This window comes from Ectothiorhodospira lacustris (assembly GCF_022227845.1).
GTDB lineage: Bacteria > Pseudomonadota > Gammaproteobacteria > Ectothiorhodospirales > Ectothiorhodospiraceae > Ectothiorhodospira > Ectothiorhodospira lacustris.
The window spans coordinates 67,647-82,892 of the sequence record NZ_JAJNQN010000003.1 but is presented as its reverse complement, the minus strand read 5'-3'; the positions used below and the strand labels follow the sequence as shown (position 1 = coordinate 82,892).

Below are 15,246 nucleotides of genomic sequence, written 5' to 3'. Positions count from 1 at the left end.
CCACACCGAACCGGCGACCCGACGGCGTCCAGCCGGGATCATCCTCGCCACCGGCCTGGTGGCGCTCATACTCGGTAGCGGTGCTCAGGCCCGGCAGGAGATGCCCGCCCATTACACCCCGCCCGGTTGGCTGGATGAACGCCTGGATGCCCACCTGCCCGACGATCTGCCCGTCCCCGATCACCTGCCCTCGGTCACCCCTTCCGCCGCCGGCGCCATGGACCCGGACGCCCTGACGCCGGAGTCCCTGTTCCTGGCGGTGGAACAAGCCGTGTTCCTCGCCCTGCAAAACAACCGCTCCCTCGCGGTCCAGCAGCTCCAGCCCCTGATCACCGGGACATTCGAGGCGGTGGAGCGGGCGGTATTCGACCCGGTGCTGTTCGCCGAGATGAGCCTGCGCCGGGATGAAACCGTCCGCCAGTTCGACCAACGCCCCGATTTTCCCGATCAGATCACTCGCTCCGACCGGGACATCTTCGAGGGCGGCCTGCGCCAGAGCCTGCCCACGGGCACGGACCTGGAACTCTCCCTGCGGACGGTGCGCAGTGACTCCACCCAGACCACTGAACAGTTCACCACACGGGCGGGCCTGACCCTGACCCAGGCCCTGCTGCGGGGCGCACGCATCGACTCCAACCTGGCCCGTCTAAGGCAGGCCCGCCTGGATACCCAAAGCTCCCTGTACGAATTTCGCGGCTTTGCCGAGAGCCTGGTGGCCGATGTGGAAGCGGCCTACTGGGACTATGTCCTGGCCAGCCGCCGTACCACCATCTTCGAGGAATCCCTGGCGGTGGCCCGCCGGCAGTTGGAAGAGACCCGCCAGCGCATCCGGGTGGGAGAACGGCCGGAAACCGAGGAAACCGCCGCCCGGGCCGAAGAGGCCCTGCGCCGCCAGGGACTGATCAATGCCCGTTCCGACCAGGCCCGTGCCCGCATCCGGCTGCTGCAACTGATCAACCCCAGGCATGCCCACTGGGGCACCGCCGTCACCCACCTGGATCAACCGGATCACCAGGTTCCCCCCATGGAGCCGGTGGACCTGCACCTGGCCCTGGCCCGGGACCATCGTCCGGATCTGAACGAGGCCCGGCTGCGGGTGCAGCGGGGAGAGTTGGAGGTGATCCGCACCCGCCAGGGCCTGCTGCCCCGGCTGGATCTGTTCATCACCCTGGGCCAGACCGGCTATGCCGCCGCCTTCGGCGAGGCCTGGCGGGAACTCGACGGCCCCGGCTACGACTACAGCGCCGGTCTGCGCCTGGAACACCCGCTGGGCAACCGCGCCGCGCGGGCGGAATCCCAACGGGCGGGCCTGACCCGTCAGCAATCCATGGAGGCCCTGGGCAATCTCCAACAACTCACCGCCCTGGACGTGCAAAATGCCTGGTTCGAGGCCAACCGCACCCGGGAACAGATCCAGGCCACCCGTCTCACCCGGGAACTGCAGGAAGAAGTGCTACGCACGGAACAGGTCCGGTTCCGGGTGGGTACCGGTACCGCCCTAGCCGTCTCCCAGGCCCAGCGGGACCTGCTGGAAAGCCAACTGGAAGAGGTCGAGGCCCTGATCCGTCACCGTCAGGCCCTGACCGAACTCTACCGCCAGAGCGGTACCCTGCTGCTGCGACGGGGTATCGAGGCGCCGGGCGCGGAACGGGTCGATCTTTGATAACTTTTCATCCATGAATCCACTGAACATCCTGCTGCCCACCTTCGCCCTGGTGGTGCTGGGCCATTTGCTGCGTCGTCATGCCGGTTTCAGCCCGGGTTTCTGGTCGGACCTGGAATGGCTGATCTACTACGTCCTCTTCCCCGCCCTGCTGTTCGGCGCCCTGGCCCGCCGTCCCCTGGAACTGCAGAGCGCGGCGGGCATGATCTATACCGGGGTCATTTTCATGACGGCAGGGATGCTGTTGGGATACCTGGGACGATACCTGCTCAGGCTGACGGAGACCGAGTTCGCCTCCTCATTCCAGTGCGCCTTCCGCTTCAACACCTACATCGGCTTTGCCATCCTCGGCGGCCTGTATGGCGCCGAAGGGGTTGCGGTGTTCGCCATCCTGGCCGGGTTCATGGTGCCGCTGGCCAACCTGGGGGCGGTCTGGGCCCTGGCGCGCCACGGCAATCAGGGCCTGCTGCGGGAGCTGGCCCGCAACCCCCTGGTCCTGTCCACCTTCGCCGGGTTGGCCTGGTCCCTGTCCGGCTGGCCCCTGCCGGAGATGGCGGACACCACCCTGCGCTTTCTGGGCGAGGCCGCCCTGCCCCTGGGCCTGATCGCCGTGGGTGCGGGCCTGCGGCTGGCTGGCCTGGGCAGCCGCCTGCCGGCGGTGACCTACCTGAGCATCGTCAAGCTGCTGCTGGTCCCGGCCGTCGCCCTGGCCGCAGCCACCCTGTTCGGCCTGAGCGGCCCCTATCTGGCCTCGGCCCTGATCCTGGCGGCCCTGCCCACCGCTTCGTCCGCCTATATCCTGGCGGTGCGCATGGGCGGAGACGGACAGATCGTCGCCGCCATCATCGCCACCAGCACCCTCGCCGCCGCCCTCACCCTGCCGTTCTGGATCTATGTCGGGCTGGGTGCCTGACCGGGAACTGGCCGCCCCCCGGTCAATGACATAGAATCAGTCACCATATGCATAGTCCGGACCATCAGATCACCGTGACCGGGGCCATCCTTGCCGGCGGCAGGGGGACGCGCATGGGCGGCCGGGACAAGGGACTGATCCCCCTGGCCGGCGGTTACATGGTGGAACGGGTGATCGCCCGGCTGCGCCCCCAGGTGTCGGACATGCTGCTCAATGCCAACCGGAATGAGACCTTCTACGCCGACCTGGGTCTGCCGGTGATCGGAGACGGCATCGGCGGCTTTGCCGGTCCGCTGGCCGGGCTGGCGGCCTGCCTGCGGGCCAGCCGGCATCCCTGGGTGGTGACCTGTCCCTGTGATGCGCCGCTGCTGCCGACAGACCTGGTATCGAGACTGATGCAGGTAGCCCATGAGCAGTCGGCCGACCTGAGCGTGGTCCACGACGGCGAACGCCTGCAGCCCCTCTTCGCCCTGGTACCCACCCGTCTGGTGCAGGATCTGGAACACTGGCTGGTGAATGGAAACCGCAGGGCAGGCCGATGGTTTGAGCACCAGGGGGCGGCCATCACCGATTTCTCGGACTGCCCCGAGGCCTTTTTGAACATCAACACCCCCGCAGACCGGACTGCGGCCGCCGGATTCCTGGACGCAGACAGGTTGATATAACGATAAGCCACAAAGGCAACCCCATCACCGAGGAGTGCAGCCCATGAACCCGCCGATCCTGCCGCCCCCCCTGCTGGTCGACCGTTTCGGCCGCCAGGTGACCTATCTGCGCATCTCCGTCACGGACCGCTGTGATTTTCGCTGCGTCTACTGCATGGCCGAAGAGATGCGGTTCCTGCCCCGCCAGCAGCTCCTCACCCTGGAGGAGATCACCCAGATCGCCCAGGCATTTATCGCATTGGGCGTCACCAAGATCCGCCTCACCGGCGGCGAGCCTCTGGTGAGGCGTGGCATCATGGCCTTGTTTGAAGCCCTCGGTGCCCTCGACGGACTCAAGGACCTCTCCCTGACCACCAACGGCTCCCAGCTGGTCCGCCATGCCGGGGATCTGCGGGCCGCCGGGGTCAGCCGCGTCAATATCAGTCTGGACAGCCTCAAGGCCGATCGATTCCGCCGCCTCACCCGCACCGGTAACCTGGACCAGGTACTGGCGGGCATCGAGGCGGCCATGGATGCCGGCTTTGCCCGCATCAAGCTCAACAGCGTGATCCTCAAGGGGCGCAACGAGGACGAGATCCTGGACCTGGTGAATTACGCCCGCATCCGGGATCTGGACATCAGCTTCATCGAGGAAATGCCCCTGGGCCTCATCGGCGATCATGACCGGGCCGAAGTCCATTATTCCAGCGACGAGGTCCGGGCCGACATAGAAGCCAGGCATGCGCTCATTCCCACCACCGAGCATACCGGTGGCCCGTCACGCTACTATCGGCTGGATGGCGCGTCCATCCGGGTGGGTTTCATCTCTCCCCACAGTCATAATTTCTGCGACAGCTGCAACCGGGTGCGGCTCACCGCAGAAGGTCGGTTGCTGCTGTGCCTGGGCCAGGAGCATGCCGTGGATCTCAAACGGGTGATCCGGGCCAACCCCGGTGACCGGCAGGCCCTGCAGACGGCGATCCGGCAAAGCATGCCGATCAAACCCTGGGGCCATGAATTCCAACTGGGCACACAACCTCTCATCTTTCGACACATGAACCGCACAGGCGGCTGATCCATGGCCAACCCCCCCTCCCTTCCCTCCTGCTGCAATGATCACGATCCCGACGCCCTGAGCCTGGAGCAGGCCCGTGCCCAGGCACTGACCCAGGTAGGCCCGGTCCAGGGCCGGGAATGCCTGATGCTGCGCCTTGCGCTGGGCAGGGTGCTGGCGGACCCGGTCATCGCCCCCGGCCCGGTCCCGGCCCACGACAATGCCGCCATGGACGGCTACGCCCTCGCGGGCGCCGACCTCCCGCGGCAAGGGACGGCCGACCTGGAGATCATCGGCACCGCCTGGGCCGGACGGCCCTTCCTGCAGTCCATCCGGCAGGGGCAGTGCGTGCGCATCATGACCGGCGCCATGATCCCGTCCGGTTGCGACACGGTGATCATGCAGGAGCACGTGGAAGTCCAAGGCCGACGCGTGCATGTCACCACCGGCCACCGGCCGGGAGAGAACATCCGGCCCGCCGGGGAGGATATCCGTGCCGGTCAGAACGTCCTGGAAGCGGGAACCCTCATCACCCCGGCTCGCCTGGGCCTGCTGGCCTCCCTGGGCCGGGTGGAAGTAAGCGTGTATCGCCGTCTGCGGGTGGCGTTGTTCTCCACCGGCGATGAACTGACCGCCCTGGGAAGGCCGCTGGCGGCGGGAGGTATTTACGACAGTAATCGCCATACCCTGTTCGGCATGCTGGCGCGGCTGGGGGTGGAACTGATCGACATGGGCGTGGTGCGGGATGAACCCCGGCACCTGCGGGAGGCATTTGAGGAAGGCGCCCGCTGTGCCGACGTGCTGATCACCACCGGTGGGGTATCGGTGGGCGAGGCGGACTTCGTGCGCGAACTGCTGGGGGAACTGGGACGGATCAGCTTCTGGAAGGTGGCCATCAAGCCTGGCCGTCCCATGGCCTTCGGCCACCTGGGGCAGACCGTGTTCATGGGCCTGCCCGGCAATCCGGTATCCGCCGCCGTGACCTTCTACCAGATCGTCCAACCGGCCCTGCGGCGCATGATGGGCGAGACCGATGTGTCACTGCCGCCCAGCTTCCCGGTGCGCTGCCTGTCGGATCTGAAAAAACGCCCCGGCCGGATGGAATTCCAGCGGGGCGTGCTGAGTCTGGAGGACGACGGAGAATGGGTCGTCCGGGCCACCGGCTCACAGGGGTCGGGGGTCCTGAGCGCCATGAGCGAGGCCAACTGTTTCATCGTGCTGGACCTGGAACAGGGTCCGGTAGCGGCCGGCGGCTTGGTCAAGGTACAGCCATTTCAGGGGCTGATCTGACTTCGCATGACCCAGGCAAGCCCCTCTCCCCTTGCGGGCGAGGGGCTGGGGTAAGGAAGCGCTTCACAGGGTGGGAATGATGTTCTCCAACAGGGTACGGACATTCACCATGCCCTCGGCCACGTTGCGATCCACTTCCTCCATGGTGATCTCACCCTGGCCCTCGCCCCGGCCGGCAGCCCAGTTGGCCACCACGGCGCACGTGGCGTAGCACAGCTCCAACTCCCGGGCCAGGGCCGCCTCGGGCATGCCCGTCATGCCCACGATGTCGCAGCCGTCCCGCTCCAGACGATTCACCTCCGCCGCCGTCTCCAGCCGCGGCCCTTGAGTCGCCCCATAGGTACCCCGGTCCACGAAATCCAGACCGATCCTGCGGGCCTCCTGGATCAGCGCATGACGCAACTCCTCGCAGTAGGGATAGGTGAAATCCACATGGGTGACGTGACTCAGGTCCGCCTCGAACAGGGTATGGGCACGGGACCAGGTGTAGTCGATGATCTGATCGGGGAACACCAGCCGGGGCGGCGCCATCTCCGCCGTGATGCCTCCCACCGCGGCCACGGCCACCACCCGACGGATACCGGCATTCTTCAGCGCCCACAGGTTCGCACGATAATTAATCCGGTGGGGCGGGATGGTATGTCCATACCCGTGACGGGCCAGAAACATGACTTCACGGCCGGCCAGCACGCCATGAGTAATGGGGCCGGAAGGCTCACCATAGGGGGTATGCATCACCTCACGGCGGGTGATCTCAAGGCCCTTGAGGGAAGTCAGTCCGGTGCCGCCGATGATGGCGATGGTGGTATCAGTCATTAGGTCCTCTTGATGCAACAGGCCGGACAGTACCCCCGTTCAGGATACCGTCCGTGGGGATATGGAGGTCATAAGAGCGGCGAAAGCACGCTATCAGGGCTTCAGCAACCCTTCACGGCATAGATGCCGGGGGCATTGCGCAGGTATTCCTTGTAATCCATCCCGTAACCAAAGACGTAACGGTCTTCCACCTCCACGCCCAGGTAATCGGCCTCCAGGCCCGGCACCCGACGGTCATGATGCTTGAGCACCAGCGCCGCTGACAGGACCTCGCGTGCCCCCTCCTGACGACAATAATCCAGGATGCCAGCCAGGGTATGGCCCTCGTCCAGGATGTCATCCAGCACCAGGACGGTACGGTCCTTGAGCGAGGTCTGCGGTTTCACCAACCAGTGCAGTTCCTCACCCCCGGTAAGCGCACCCCGGTAACGGGTTGCATGGAGATAGTCCACCTGCAGGGGAAAGTGCAGTCGGGTCAACAGGTGACCGGCAGCCACCACGCCGCCGGTCATGACGCACAGTATCAAGGGGTTGCCATCTGCCAGGTCCCGGGTGATGGCCTCAGCCATGCGGTCCATGGCCGCCTCCACCTGTTCACGCGGCACGAGGCAGTCAGCCTCGGCCAGAACCTGTTTCACATGCTCGGGGGTAACAGACATGGCAACCCTTTCTGGTTTTGACGCAAAGATCAGTAAGTGAATGTTACGGTATCGTCGTCCATGGCCTGGCCGATCACATAGGCGCCGCCCACGGTTTCTTCGATCTCGGGGATCAGATCGTCCCCCCACAGATCCAGGGTAGGCGTGCAGACCTTGAAGTGCGCCCCGGCCTCATGGGCGTCCTTGATGAAATCATACACCGACTTGGTGCTTCCCTCCTGCACAAACAGGTTCTCGGCCACGCCCTTCTTCGCCAGTTCGCCGGCGCGGCCGGTCATGACCACCTCCACCTCGTACTCCATGGCGGCGGCCACGGTGGCCTGAAAAAAGGGCGCCCCCAGCTCGGAGGGGTTTTTCGGATCGGTGTTGACCATGATGATGAGTAATTTATCGGCCATTATCGTGTGTCTCCTCAGGTGGTGCAGCCTTATGTTGCAAAGGCATTATAGGCACCGGTTTCCAGGACCCACAATGTATAAGAGCCGCTTATTCCGGGATCAGAAAAGGCCGCTGTCACCGGCATCTCAGACCGGTAATTCCAGGTTCGGATCGTCATCCAACGCCCGGGCAATACGCACCGCCGCCGCCCACTCCGCGTCTGCCTCCAGCACGTCCCAGGTCGGGGCACGACGCCCATGCAGGCGGGCCAGGCGGGCCATGGAAACCGGGTCCGCATGCCCCTCCAGGGCATCAAGTACCTTCACCGCGCCTTCAGGGTGATTGCAGACCAGCACCATGTCGCAACCGGCCTCAAGGGCCAGCCGGGCACGCTGGGGAAAATCGCCGAAACTGTCGGTGGCGGCCATGCTCAGATCGTCGCTGAAGATGGCCCCCTTGAAGCCCAGGTTGCCGCGCAGCACGCGTTGCAACCAGATCGGGGAAAAACCGGCGGGTAGCCCATCCACCTGGTCATACACCACGTGGGCGGGCATGATGCCGGCAATACCTTCCCTCACTAGCCGCTCGAAGGGCTGCAGATCATCATGCAGGATCCGGTCGAACGGCCGCTGATCCACAGGCAGGGACAGGTGGGAATCCGCCTGCACCCCCCCGTGTCCGGGGAAATGCTTGCCCACGGCCTCCATCCCGGCCGCCCGCATGCCGGCCACGACCTGATGGCCCAGTTCTCCCACCACCTCGGGCCGGCGATGAAAGGCCCGGTCACCGATCACGCCGCTGCAGCCGTGGGCCAGGTCCAGCACTGGGGCAAAGCTGAAATCCACACCCGCGGCGCGCAGCTCCACCGCCAGCAGCCAACCCAAAGTCCGGGCCGCACGGCGGGCAGCCGCCCGATCACGATCGTGCAGAGCGCCCAGGGCGGCCATGGCCGGCAAATGGGTGAATCCCCGGCGGAAACGCTGCACCCGGCCACCCTCGTGGTCCACCGCCACCAGCAGATGGGGATCCCGCACGGCATGGATCTCGGCCACCAGGGCGGTGAGCTGCTCGCGGGATTCGAAATTGCGGGTAAACAGGATCACGCCCCCCACCCCGGGGCGCTTCAATAACTGCCGCTCCCAGGCCGTCATGGACGTGCCTTCCAGATCCACCATCACAGGCCCAAGGGGCATGACGCACACTCTCCCGGCTCGGAAAGCGGGAATTGTAACCAAATCCCCACGGGTTTCACGTCACTGGACAAGAAAGCCGAAGACAAAAAAACGGGGTGCCGAGGCACCCCGCAAGCAGGAGGAGTAAACGATGACCGACATGGCCAAGAGAACCGGATGTCAGACGCTTGAAAGAAAAGCACAAAGCATGCCATAAAAAAATGGCGCGGCAGTTCCATTTTGATGCCAACACATTGAATGAAATGCTCTTTTTTCAGGCAATGCTGCAAATAACGCCCCAACGTGGTGCAAAGACCACTTTCTTTTAGTCCGGTATTTTGTGACCGATTAAATATCTTTCGAGGGGATACTATGGATACTTAAAGCCTCCTGTTAGAATTCAATTCCCAATCCTACAACCCAGCTTGACCGGAGGTTCCAATGCAGAAAGGAATGTTCAAAGTGGCCATGGCTTCAGCAGCGGTCCTGACGCTGGTGTTGACCACGGGCTGTGCCACGACCAGAAATCTGGAAGAAAACCGCCAGTTGATCGACAACGCCAAGGTCACCAGCGACCAGGCTCTGCGCACCGCCAACGACGCCAAGGCCGGCGCCGACCAGGCCAACCGCACCGCCAACGAAGCTAACCGCAAGGCTGACCGCGCCCTGCAGGAAAATGCCCGCCTGCGCGAGATGATCGAGCGCATGGAGCGTACCTACCAGCGCCCCGGCAAGTAATTCCCGCCCCGGATTTCACAGCGCGGCCCTCTTGCCGGCCGCGACTGCCTGCCCCTGATGAAAGCCCGCCTCATGGCGGGCTTTCCTTTTGTGCCCCACCAAAACCGTTTCAGGGCGGTGCAAGTGCCTGGAACACAATTTGACGGATCAAAAAACAATAAATGAGAATAAGAACAATACGGCCAAACGGCCTTCAGCAACGTCTACAACCAGTTGCTGGAACCTCGCGGGCTGCGGGTTGCCATGAACGTGGATTTCTAGGCCGATCCTGAGATCCACCCCGGCCCTTGATTCATGTGAGCAAGGGCCGGACACCTCACTTGGTGAGAATCAACTTCCCCTTGCTGGTGACCCGCAGGGTATAGACCGCCCCTTGGTGCTCGATCTGCAACTGACGCCGGCCCTCCAGCAGGTCCCTGCTGGAAAGCAGCCTGCCCCCCTGGGAAGATACCGGTTCCACGCCGTCCTCCGGCGTCCTCTTCCCCCCGGTCAAGCGGTGTTTTTGCTCCTGCTGCATCAGGACACTCTCTCTGCGTCAGAATCCAGGCAGCCGCGCGCGACTGCAGGACCGATGTTCAATCAACTGGCAGAGAATTGTTATTGATAATCGTTATTACTGTCAAACTCTATCGCGCTCGTGAACGTACTCTGAATGCGTCACTCCCGCGCACGCGGGAATCCAACGGCAAGGGTTTGTTCAGTGTTTCCTCAGGGGCATCCCGCCCCGGGACCAAGATGGCAACGCAAGGATGATCAGAAGAATTCTGATTGCAGTCACGGGTTCTCTTGCTCCATACGTACCTGATCCCTGCCCGAGGATTTGGCCTCATAGAGCAGTCGATCGGCCCGGGTCAGCATGTCCTCCAGTCCGCTGCCGAGATGTACCGCCATCCCCAGGCTTGCGCTGAGCGGCACGGCCTGTCCCTTGATCGTCAGGCACAGGCCGGCAATCCCGGCCCGAAGCTTCTCGGCCAGCACCCGCGCCTTGCGGTTATCCATATCCTGCGCCACGACACAGAACTCCTCTCCCCCGTAACGGGCCACGATGTCGGAACTGCGAGTGATGTCCGTCAAATGGTGAGCCACCTTGCGGAGCACTTCGTCGCCGCCAAAGTGACCAAAGCGATCGTTGACGCTCTTGAAATGATCCAGATCCATCAGGATCACCGCCAGACCATGGCCCGTCCGAGTGGCGGCATCGAACAGCATCCCGCCGGCATCGGCCAGATAACGGCGATTGTACAGACCGGTCAGTGGGTCCCGGTTGGCGCTCTCCTCCATGCTGCGGATCAGTTCGATCAGCTCCACGTTCTGATTCACACGGACAAAGAACTCCTCTTCCAGAAAAGGGCGGTTAATGAAGTCGTTAGCACCCGCCTTGAGCAGGCGGGCGGAGAGCATGCCCGAACCGTAATGGGACATGCCGATGATGCAAAGATGGCTGCGGCAGTAGCGCTGACGGATACGGCCGATGAGCGTGACACCATCCATACCCGGCATGTTCTGGTCGCACAGGACCAGCCGGATGTCCTCATGCTGCGCCAACTGTGCCAGGGCGGACACCCCATCCCGGGCCTCCCGCAGGCGATAACCGTAGCGGCGCAGCAGCTCCATCAGATAGGCCCGGGCGGAGTTGGAGTCATCCACCACCAGCACACTGACATGGCGATTGCGATAGATGCGCTCCACCGTGCGCACCACATGCTCGATTTCAGAGGGGTTGGTCTTATTCACATAGTCCACGATGCCCATGTCCATGAGGCCATCGCGCTCGTTGTCATCCAGACCGGCGGTCAGCACCAGGGCCGGCACCCCCTGGGACAGCACCCAGGGCACCACCTCGCCATCCGGGGCATCGGGCAGATTGAGGTCGAGCACGGCCAGAAACAGCTCGTCCTTGCGTGCCAAAACCATCTGTTGCGCCTCTTCCAGCGTACCGGCCACCAGAACCGTCACCCCATTGATGAGGCCGATGCGATCCGCCAGCAGGCCCGCCACCGAGCGGCTGTCTTCCACGATCAGCAGGGTATGGCCCCGCTTGCCTACATCATTTGCCATGAATCACCTTGGGGTGTTCTGAATACGTCATTCCCGACTTGCCATGAATCACCTTGGGGTGTTCTGAATACGTCATTCCCGACTTGCCATGAATCACCTTGGGGTGTTCTGAATACGTCATTCCCGCGAAAGCGGGAATCCAGCGACAGACTCCACATTCCGGATTCGCGCCTTCACGGAAGTGACGACAGGAGACTTGTTCAGGGTTTCCCTTGCCGCTCACGGCATCAGGGACCAGGCAAACTTAGCCCCATATATTAGACCAAGACCAGGGCGGACAACTGCTCCTTCGGCACAAGGCTGGAAGAACAGGAGGTGGTCGGCGGAATCTCGCGCCTTTTTGACCTGTCAGGAAGTGTGACCGCGAGGAATCCTGCTAAAGTGCTTGCACACCATCCACAACGGGATTCATCCATGCAGGTCATCCAGTCCGACGTGGTCATCATCGGCGGCGGAGGTGCCGGACTCCGGGCCGCCATCGCCGTGGCACAGGAAGCCCCGGGGCTTTCCGTGGCCCTGGTTTCCAAAGTCGTCCCCATGCGCAGCCACACCGTCGCCGCCGAAGGCGGCTCCGCCGGGGTGATCCACCCGGACGACAGCCTGGATAAGCATTTCGACGACACCGTCTCCGGCGGCGACTGGCTCTGCGAACAGGATGTGGTGGACTACTTCGTCGGCCAGTGCACCCGGGAAATGATCCAGCTGGAACAATGGGGCTGCCCCTGGAGCCGCCGGGACGACGGCAGCATCAACGTGCGCTTCTTCGGCGGCATGAAATCCCCCCGTACCTGGTTTGCGGCGGACAAGACCGGCTTTCACATCCTCCACACCCTGTTCCAGACCTCGCTGCAATTCCCCGCCATCCGGCGCCATGACGAGTTCTTCTGCACCGACCTTTTGGTGGAAGACGGTCGCCTGCAGGGCGTGCTGGCCCTGTGCATCGCCACCGGCGAACCGGTCCTGTTCCAGTGCAAGGCGGCGGTACTGGCCACCGGCGGCGCCAGCCGGGTCTTCGGCCAGAACACCAATGCCGGCATCGTCACCGGCGAAGGCATGGGCATGGCCTACGCCCAGGGCGTCCCCCTGCGGGACATGGAGTTCGTGCAATGGCACCCCACCGCCCTGCCCGGCAGCGGCATCCTCATGACCGAAGGCTGCCGCGGCGAAGGCGGCATCCTGCTCAACAAGGATGACCACCGCTACCTGCAGGACTACGGCCTGGGTCCCCTGGACCCGTGGCCCCGTCCCCGCGCCATGGAGCTCGGTCCCCGGGACCGTCTGTCCCAGGCCTTCTGGCACGAGGATCAGGCCGGCCGGACCCTGCAGACCCCCCACGGCACCGCGGTCCATCTGGACCTGCGCCACCTGGGGGAGAAGAAGATCATGGAGCGCCTGCCCATGATCTGCGAACTGGCCCGCACCTTTGCCGCCGTGGACCCGGTCACCGCCCCCATTCCGGTGCGGCCCGCCGTGCACTACACCATGGGCGGCGTACTCTGCGACGTCCACGGCGCCACGCCGCTGCCCGGCCTCTACGCCGCCGGCGAGTGCAGCAGCGTAGGCATCCATGGCGCCAATCGTCTGGGCTCCAACTCCCTGGCCGAACTGCTGGTCTTCGGCCGCGCCGCCGGCCTGTCCGCCGCCCGCCATGCCCGTGAAACCCATGCCGCCTCCGCCGCGCTCCAGGCCCAGGCCGAAAGCCGGGCCGCCGTGCACCTGGACATGCTGCGCCGGGAAGGCGGCACCCGGGTGGCCCGGCTGCGCCAACGTCTGCACGAGATCATGGAAGCCGGCGTCGGCATCGTCCGCGAAGGGCCGCGCATGGCACGGGCCTGCGAACAACTGGCGGAGCTGCGGGAACAGTTCCGGGCCGGGGTGGCCCTCGATGACCGAAGTCGTGCCTTCAACACCGAATGGCTCACCGCCATCGAACTGAGCCATACCCTGCAGGTGGCCGAGGCCATGGCCCATGCCGCCCTGCTGCGACAGGAATCCCGCGGCGCCCACATGCGCATCGACGGTTTCGAGGCCCGGGACGACGAACGCTTTTTGTGTCATTCCCTCATCCACAGCCAGGGCGACGCCCCGCCCCGTGTGACCCACAGCCCGGTCACCATCACCCGCTCCCAACCCAGGGCGCGGGTCTACGGCGGCGCCGCCCAGAACCAGTCATAACCGGGGGATACCGTGAGCCAGACCCGCACCATCATGATCGAGTGCCTGCGTTATGATCCCGAGCAGGACCAAGCCCCCCATTACCGGACCTATGAGGTCCCCTTCACCGACGAGATGTCGGTACTGGAAGGGCTGCAATACATCAAGGACCACCTGGACGGCAGCCTCACCTTCCGCTGGTCCTGTCGCATGGCCATCTGCGGCAGCTGCGGCTGCATGGTCAATCACCAGCCCATCCTGAGCTGCCAGAGCTTCCTGCGGGACTACTATCCGGCCCGCATTCGGGTGGAACCCCTGGAACACTTTCCCATCGTCAAGGACCTGGTCATCGACCAGAGCGACTTCCTGGGCAAGCTGGAATCCGTCACGCCCTACCTGGTCCCGGCCCAGCCGCTCACCCCGGAGGACGGCCCCAACCTGCAAACACCCCGGCAGATCGAGGACTACCTGGGGTATGCCCAGTGCATCAACTGCCTGCTCTGCTACGCCGCCTGCCCCCAGTACGGCCTCAACAATGAATTCACCGGACCGGCCGCCCTGGCCCTGCTGGCCCGCTACAACGCCGACTCCCGGGATGCCGGACAAAAAACCCGCATGGAGGTGGTGAATGCCGAGGAAGGCGTCTGGGGCTGCACCCTGGTGGGGCTGTGCTCGGAGGTCTGCCCCAAGCACGTGGACCCGGCCCGGGCCATCAACCGCAACAAGATCAATAGCACCCAGGATTACTTCCTGCGCTTCCTGGCGCCCTTCGGGAGGGGTTCGTGATGACGCCTGCACCCAAGACCTACGTCCGTCCCATGAACCGCTGGTGGATGCGCCATCCCGCCTACCGGCGCTACCTGTTGCGGGAAGGCACCAGCGTGATGGTGGCGGCCTACGCCCTGTTCCTGCTCGCCGGCATGGTCTGCCTGGTGCTGGGAGAGGCCGCCTTCAACCTGTGGCGGGGCTTTTTGCAGTCGCCGGTGTCGGTGATCTTCCATCTGGCGGCCCTGGCGGCCTTCGCCTTCCATGCCTGGACCTGGTTCAAGGTCATGCCCCTGACCACCCCCCCGATACGATTCCGAGGCCGATCGGTCCCTGACCGGATGATTTTCCGCGCCGCCCTCTGGGCCTGGGGCATCGCCTCCCTGATCCTGCTGGTGCTTGCCATGAGGTTTCTGTGATGAGAACCCGTTCCCACGAACCCATCGTCTGGTCCCTGTTCGGCGCCGGCGGCGTCTTCGCCGCCCTGCTGGGCACCATGCTGGTCCTGATCATCGGCATCCTCGTCCCCATGGGCCTGGGTTTCGGTCCCGACGCCATGCACTACGACACCCTGCGCAGCCTGTTCGGCCATCCCCTGCCGGCCCTGGGCCTGGCGGTAGTCATCAGCCTGTTCCTGTTCCACGGCGCCCACCGCATCTACCACACCCTGCATGACCTTGGCATCCCCGCCTCGAAAAAGATAATGCTGGCCTGCTACGGCAGCGCCGCCGCCGGCTCCGGGGCGGCCCTGCTGCTGGCGGGAATGCTGGTGGTGTTCTGAGGGCGGCAAGCACTTTACGAACGCCACTTCCGAAAACGTCATGCCCGGAGACGCCCCCCAGACACGTCATCCCCGGAGACACCCCCAACACGTCATTCCCGCGAAAGCGGGAATCCAGGCCACGGAGTGAAACCCCTGGACTCCCGCCTTCGCGGGAGTGA

General features: G+C 64.3%; 16 protein-coding genes. 10 read left to right on the top strand and 6 right to left on the bottom strand.

The window, feature by feature from the left end:
- Positions 1 to 217: 217 nt before the first annotated feature.
- The 5 genes from LQ956_RS03635 to moeA are packed head-to-tail and all read left to right on the top strand — an operon-like array spanning position 218 to position 5,564.
- Positions 218 to 1,663 carry a TolC family protein gene (locus LQ956_RS03635; protein ID WP_238629557.1) on the top strand — a complete coding sequence of 482 codons (1,446 nt, stop codon included), beginning with the start codon at positions 218 to 220 and terminating at the stop codon, positions 1,661 to 1,663.
- Positions 1,664 to 1,676: 13 nt separating this feature from the next.
- A complete protein-coding gene (locus LQ956_RS03630; protein WP_238622163.1) occupies positions 1,677 to 2,576 on the top strand; it encodes an AEC family transporter in 900 nt (299 codons plus the stop codon).
- A 47-nt stretch (positions 2,577 to 2,623) separates the two neighbouring features.
- A complete protein-coding gene (gene mobA / locus LQ956_RS03625; RefSeq protein WP_238629502.1) occupies positions 2,624 to 3,241 on the top strand; it encodes a molybdenum cofactor guanylyltransferase MobA in 618 nt (205 codons plus the stop codon).
- A gap of 43 nt (positions 3,242 to 3,284) precedes the next feature.
- Positions 3,285 to 4,295, top strand: a complete 1,011-nt coding sequence (gene moaA, locus LQ956_RS03620) for a GTP 3',8-cyclase MoaA (protein WP_238622161.1) — start codon at positions 3,285 to 3,287, stop codon at positions 4,293 to 4,295.
- A 3-nt stretch (positions 4,296 to 4,298) separates the two neighbouring features.
- Positions 4,299 to 5,564 (top strand): molybdopterin molybdotransferase MoeA, encoded by a 1,266-nt coding sequence (moeA, locus tag LQ956_RS03615; protein ID WP_238622160.1) that lies wholly within the window; start codon positions 4,299 to 4,301, stop codon positions 5,562 to 5,564.
- Positions 5,565 to 5,627: 63 nt separating this feature from the next.
- Here moeA and LQ956_RS03610 read toward each other — a convergent pair whose 3' ends face one another.
- The 4 genes from LQ956_RS03610 to nagZ form a co-directional block, all read right to left on the bottom strand.
- Positions 5,628 to 6,380: an S-methyl-5'-thioinosine phosphorylase gene (locus LQ956_RS03610; protein WP_238622159.1), complete on the bottom strand. Its 753-nt coding sequence runs from the start codon at positions 6,378 to 6,380 to the stop codon at positions 5,628 to 5,630.
- 101 nt (positions 6,381 to 6,481) lie between these two features.
- Complete coding sequence (locus LQ956_RS03605; RefSeq protein WP_238629501.1) at positions 6,482 to 7,039, bottom strand: hypoxanthine-guanine phosphoribosyltransferase; 558 nt, start codon at positions 7,037 to 7,039, stop codon at positions 6,482 to 6,484.
- Positions 7,040 to 7,068: 29 nt separating this feature from the next.
- The gene (locus tag LQ956_RS03600) at positions 7,069 to 7,437 is read right to left on the bottom strand and encodes a DsrE family protein (RefSeq protein ID WP_238622157.1); all 369 of its coding nucleotides are present in this window, start codon (positions 7,435 to 7,437) and stop codon (positions 7,069 to 7,071) included.
- 126 nt (positions 7,438 to 7,563) lie between these two features.
- Entirely contained in the window at positions 7,564 to 8,610 is a 1,047-nt protein-coding gene (gene nagZ / locus LQ956_RS03595; RefSeq protein WP_238629500.1) for a beta-N-acetylhexosaminidase, read from the bottom strand.
- A gap of 420 nt (positions 8,611 to 9,030) precedes the next feature.
- On the opposite strand from nagZ, the gene LQ956_RS03590 reads away from it, so the two are divergent.
- Positions 9,031 to 9,327, top strand: a complete 297-nt coding sequence (locus LQ956_RS03590; protein WP_238622155.1) for an Lpp/OprI family alanine-zipper lipoprotein — start codon at positions 9,031 to 9,033, stop codon at positions 9,325 to 9,327.
- A 316-nt stretch (positions 9,328 to 9,643) separates the two neighbouring features.
- Here the strand turns inward: LQ956_RS03590 and hemP are convergent, their stop codons facing one another.
- Both hemP and LQ956_RS03580 read right to left on the bottom strand, forming a co-directional pair.
- The gene (gene hemP / locus LQ956_RS03585; protein ID WP_238622154.1) at positions 9,644 to 9,787 is read right to left on the bottom strand and encodes a hemin uptake protein HemP; all 144 of its coding nucleotides are present in this window, start codon (positions 9,785 to 9,787) and stop codon (positions 9,644 to 9,646) included.
- A gap of 314 nt (positions 9,788 to 10,101) precedes the next feature.
- Positions 10,102 to 11,385: a GGDEF domain-containing response regulator gene (locus LQ956_RS03580; protein WP_238622153.1), complete on the bottom strand. Its 1,284-nt coding sequence runs from the start codon at positions 11,383 to 11,385 to the stop codon at positions 10,102 to 10,104.
- 414 nt (positions 11,386 to 11,799) lie between these two features.
- On the opposite strand from LQ956_RS03580, the gene frdA reads away from it, so the two are divergent.
- From frdA to frdD, 4 genes are read left to right on the top strand one after another with little or no spacing between them, the layout of a single operon-like run.
- On the top strand, positions 11,800 to 13,560 hold the full coding sequence (gene frdA / locus LQ956_RS03575) for a fumarate reductase (quinol) flavoprotein subunit (RefSeq protein WP_238622151.1): 1,761 nt from the start codon (positions 11,800 to 11,802) through the stop codon (positions 13,558 to 13,560).
- Between the two features lie 12 nt (positions 13,561 to 13,572).
- Positions 13,573 to 14,325, top strand: coding sequence for a succinate dehydrogenase/fumarate reductase iron-sulfur subunit (locus LQ956_RS03570; protein WP_238622150.1), 753 nt, complete (start codon positions 13,573 to 13,575; stop codon positions 14,323 to 14,325).
- Entirely contained in the window at positions 14,325 to 14,723 is a 399-nt protein-coding gene (locus tag LQ956_RS03565) for a fumarate reductase subunit C (RefSeq protein ID WP_238622149.1), read from the top strand. Before LQ956_RS03570 ends, LQ956_RS03565 begins: the two co-directional genes overlap by 1 nt.
- Positions 14,723 to 15,085, top strand: a complete 363-nt coding sequence (frdD, locus tag LQ956_RS03560) for a fumarate reductase subunit FrdD (protein WP_238629499.1) — start codon at positions 14,723 to 14,725, stop codon at positions 15,083 to 15,085. The genes LQ956_RS03565 and frdD overlap by 1 nt, the downstream gene beginning before the upstream one ends.
- Positions 15,086 to 15,246 lie beyond the last annotated feature (161 nt).

Coding starts and splice junctions, on each gene's coding strand:
- LQ956_RS03635 (WP_238629557.1), top strand. CDS start 218: ATGGACCCGGACGCCCTGACGCCGGAGTCCCTGTTCCTGGCGGTGGAA.
- LQ956_RS03630 (WP_238622163.1), top strand. CDS start 1,677: ATGAATCCACTGAACATCCTGCTGCCCACCTTCGCCCTGGTGGTGCTG.
- mobA (WP_238629502.1), top strand. CDS start 2,624: ATGCATAGTCCGGACCATCAGATCACCGTGACCGGGGCCATCCTTGCC.
- moaA (WP_238622161.1), top strand. CDS start 3,285: ATGAACCCGCCGATCCTGCCGCCCCCCCTGCTGGTCGACCGTTTCGGC.
- moeA (WP_238622160.1), top strand. CDS start 4,299: ATGGCCAACCCCCCCTCCCTTCCCTCCTGCTGCAATGATCACGATCCC.
- LQ956_RS03610 (WP_238622159.1), bottom strand. CDS start 6,380: ATGACTGATACCACCATCGCCATCATCGGCGGCACCGGACTGACTTCC.
- LQ956_RS03605 (WP_238629501.1), bottom strand. CDS start 7,039: ATGTCTGTTACCCCCGAGCATGTGAAACAGGTTCTGGCCGAGGCTGAC.
- LQ956_RS03600 (WP_238622157.1), bottom strand. CDS start 7,437: ATGGCCGATAAATTACTCATCATCATGGTCAACACCGATCCGAAAAAC.
- nagZ (WP_238629500.1), bottom strand. CDS start 8,610: ATGCCCCTTGGGCCTGTGATGGTGGATCTGGAAGGCACGTCCATGACG.
- LQ956_RS03590 (WP_238622155.1), top strand. CDS start 9,031: ATGCAGAAAGGAATGTTCAAAGTGGCCATGGCTTCAGCAGCGGTCCTG.
- LQ956_RS03580 (WP_238622153.1), bottom strand. CDS start 11,385: ATGGCAAATGATGTAGGCAAGCGGGGCCATACCCTGCTGATCGTGGAA.
- frdA (WP_238622151.1), top strand. CDS start 11,800: ATGCAGGTCATCCAGTCCGACGTGGTCATCATCGGCGGCGGAGGTGCC.
- LQ956_RS03565 (WP_238622149.1), top strand. CDS start 14,325: ATGACGCCTGCACCCAAGACCTACGTCCGTCCCATGAACCGCTGGTGG.
- frdD (WP_238629499.1), top strand. CDS start 14,723: ATGAGAACCCGTTCCCACGAACCCATCGTCTGGTCCCTGTTCGGCGCC.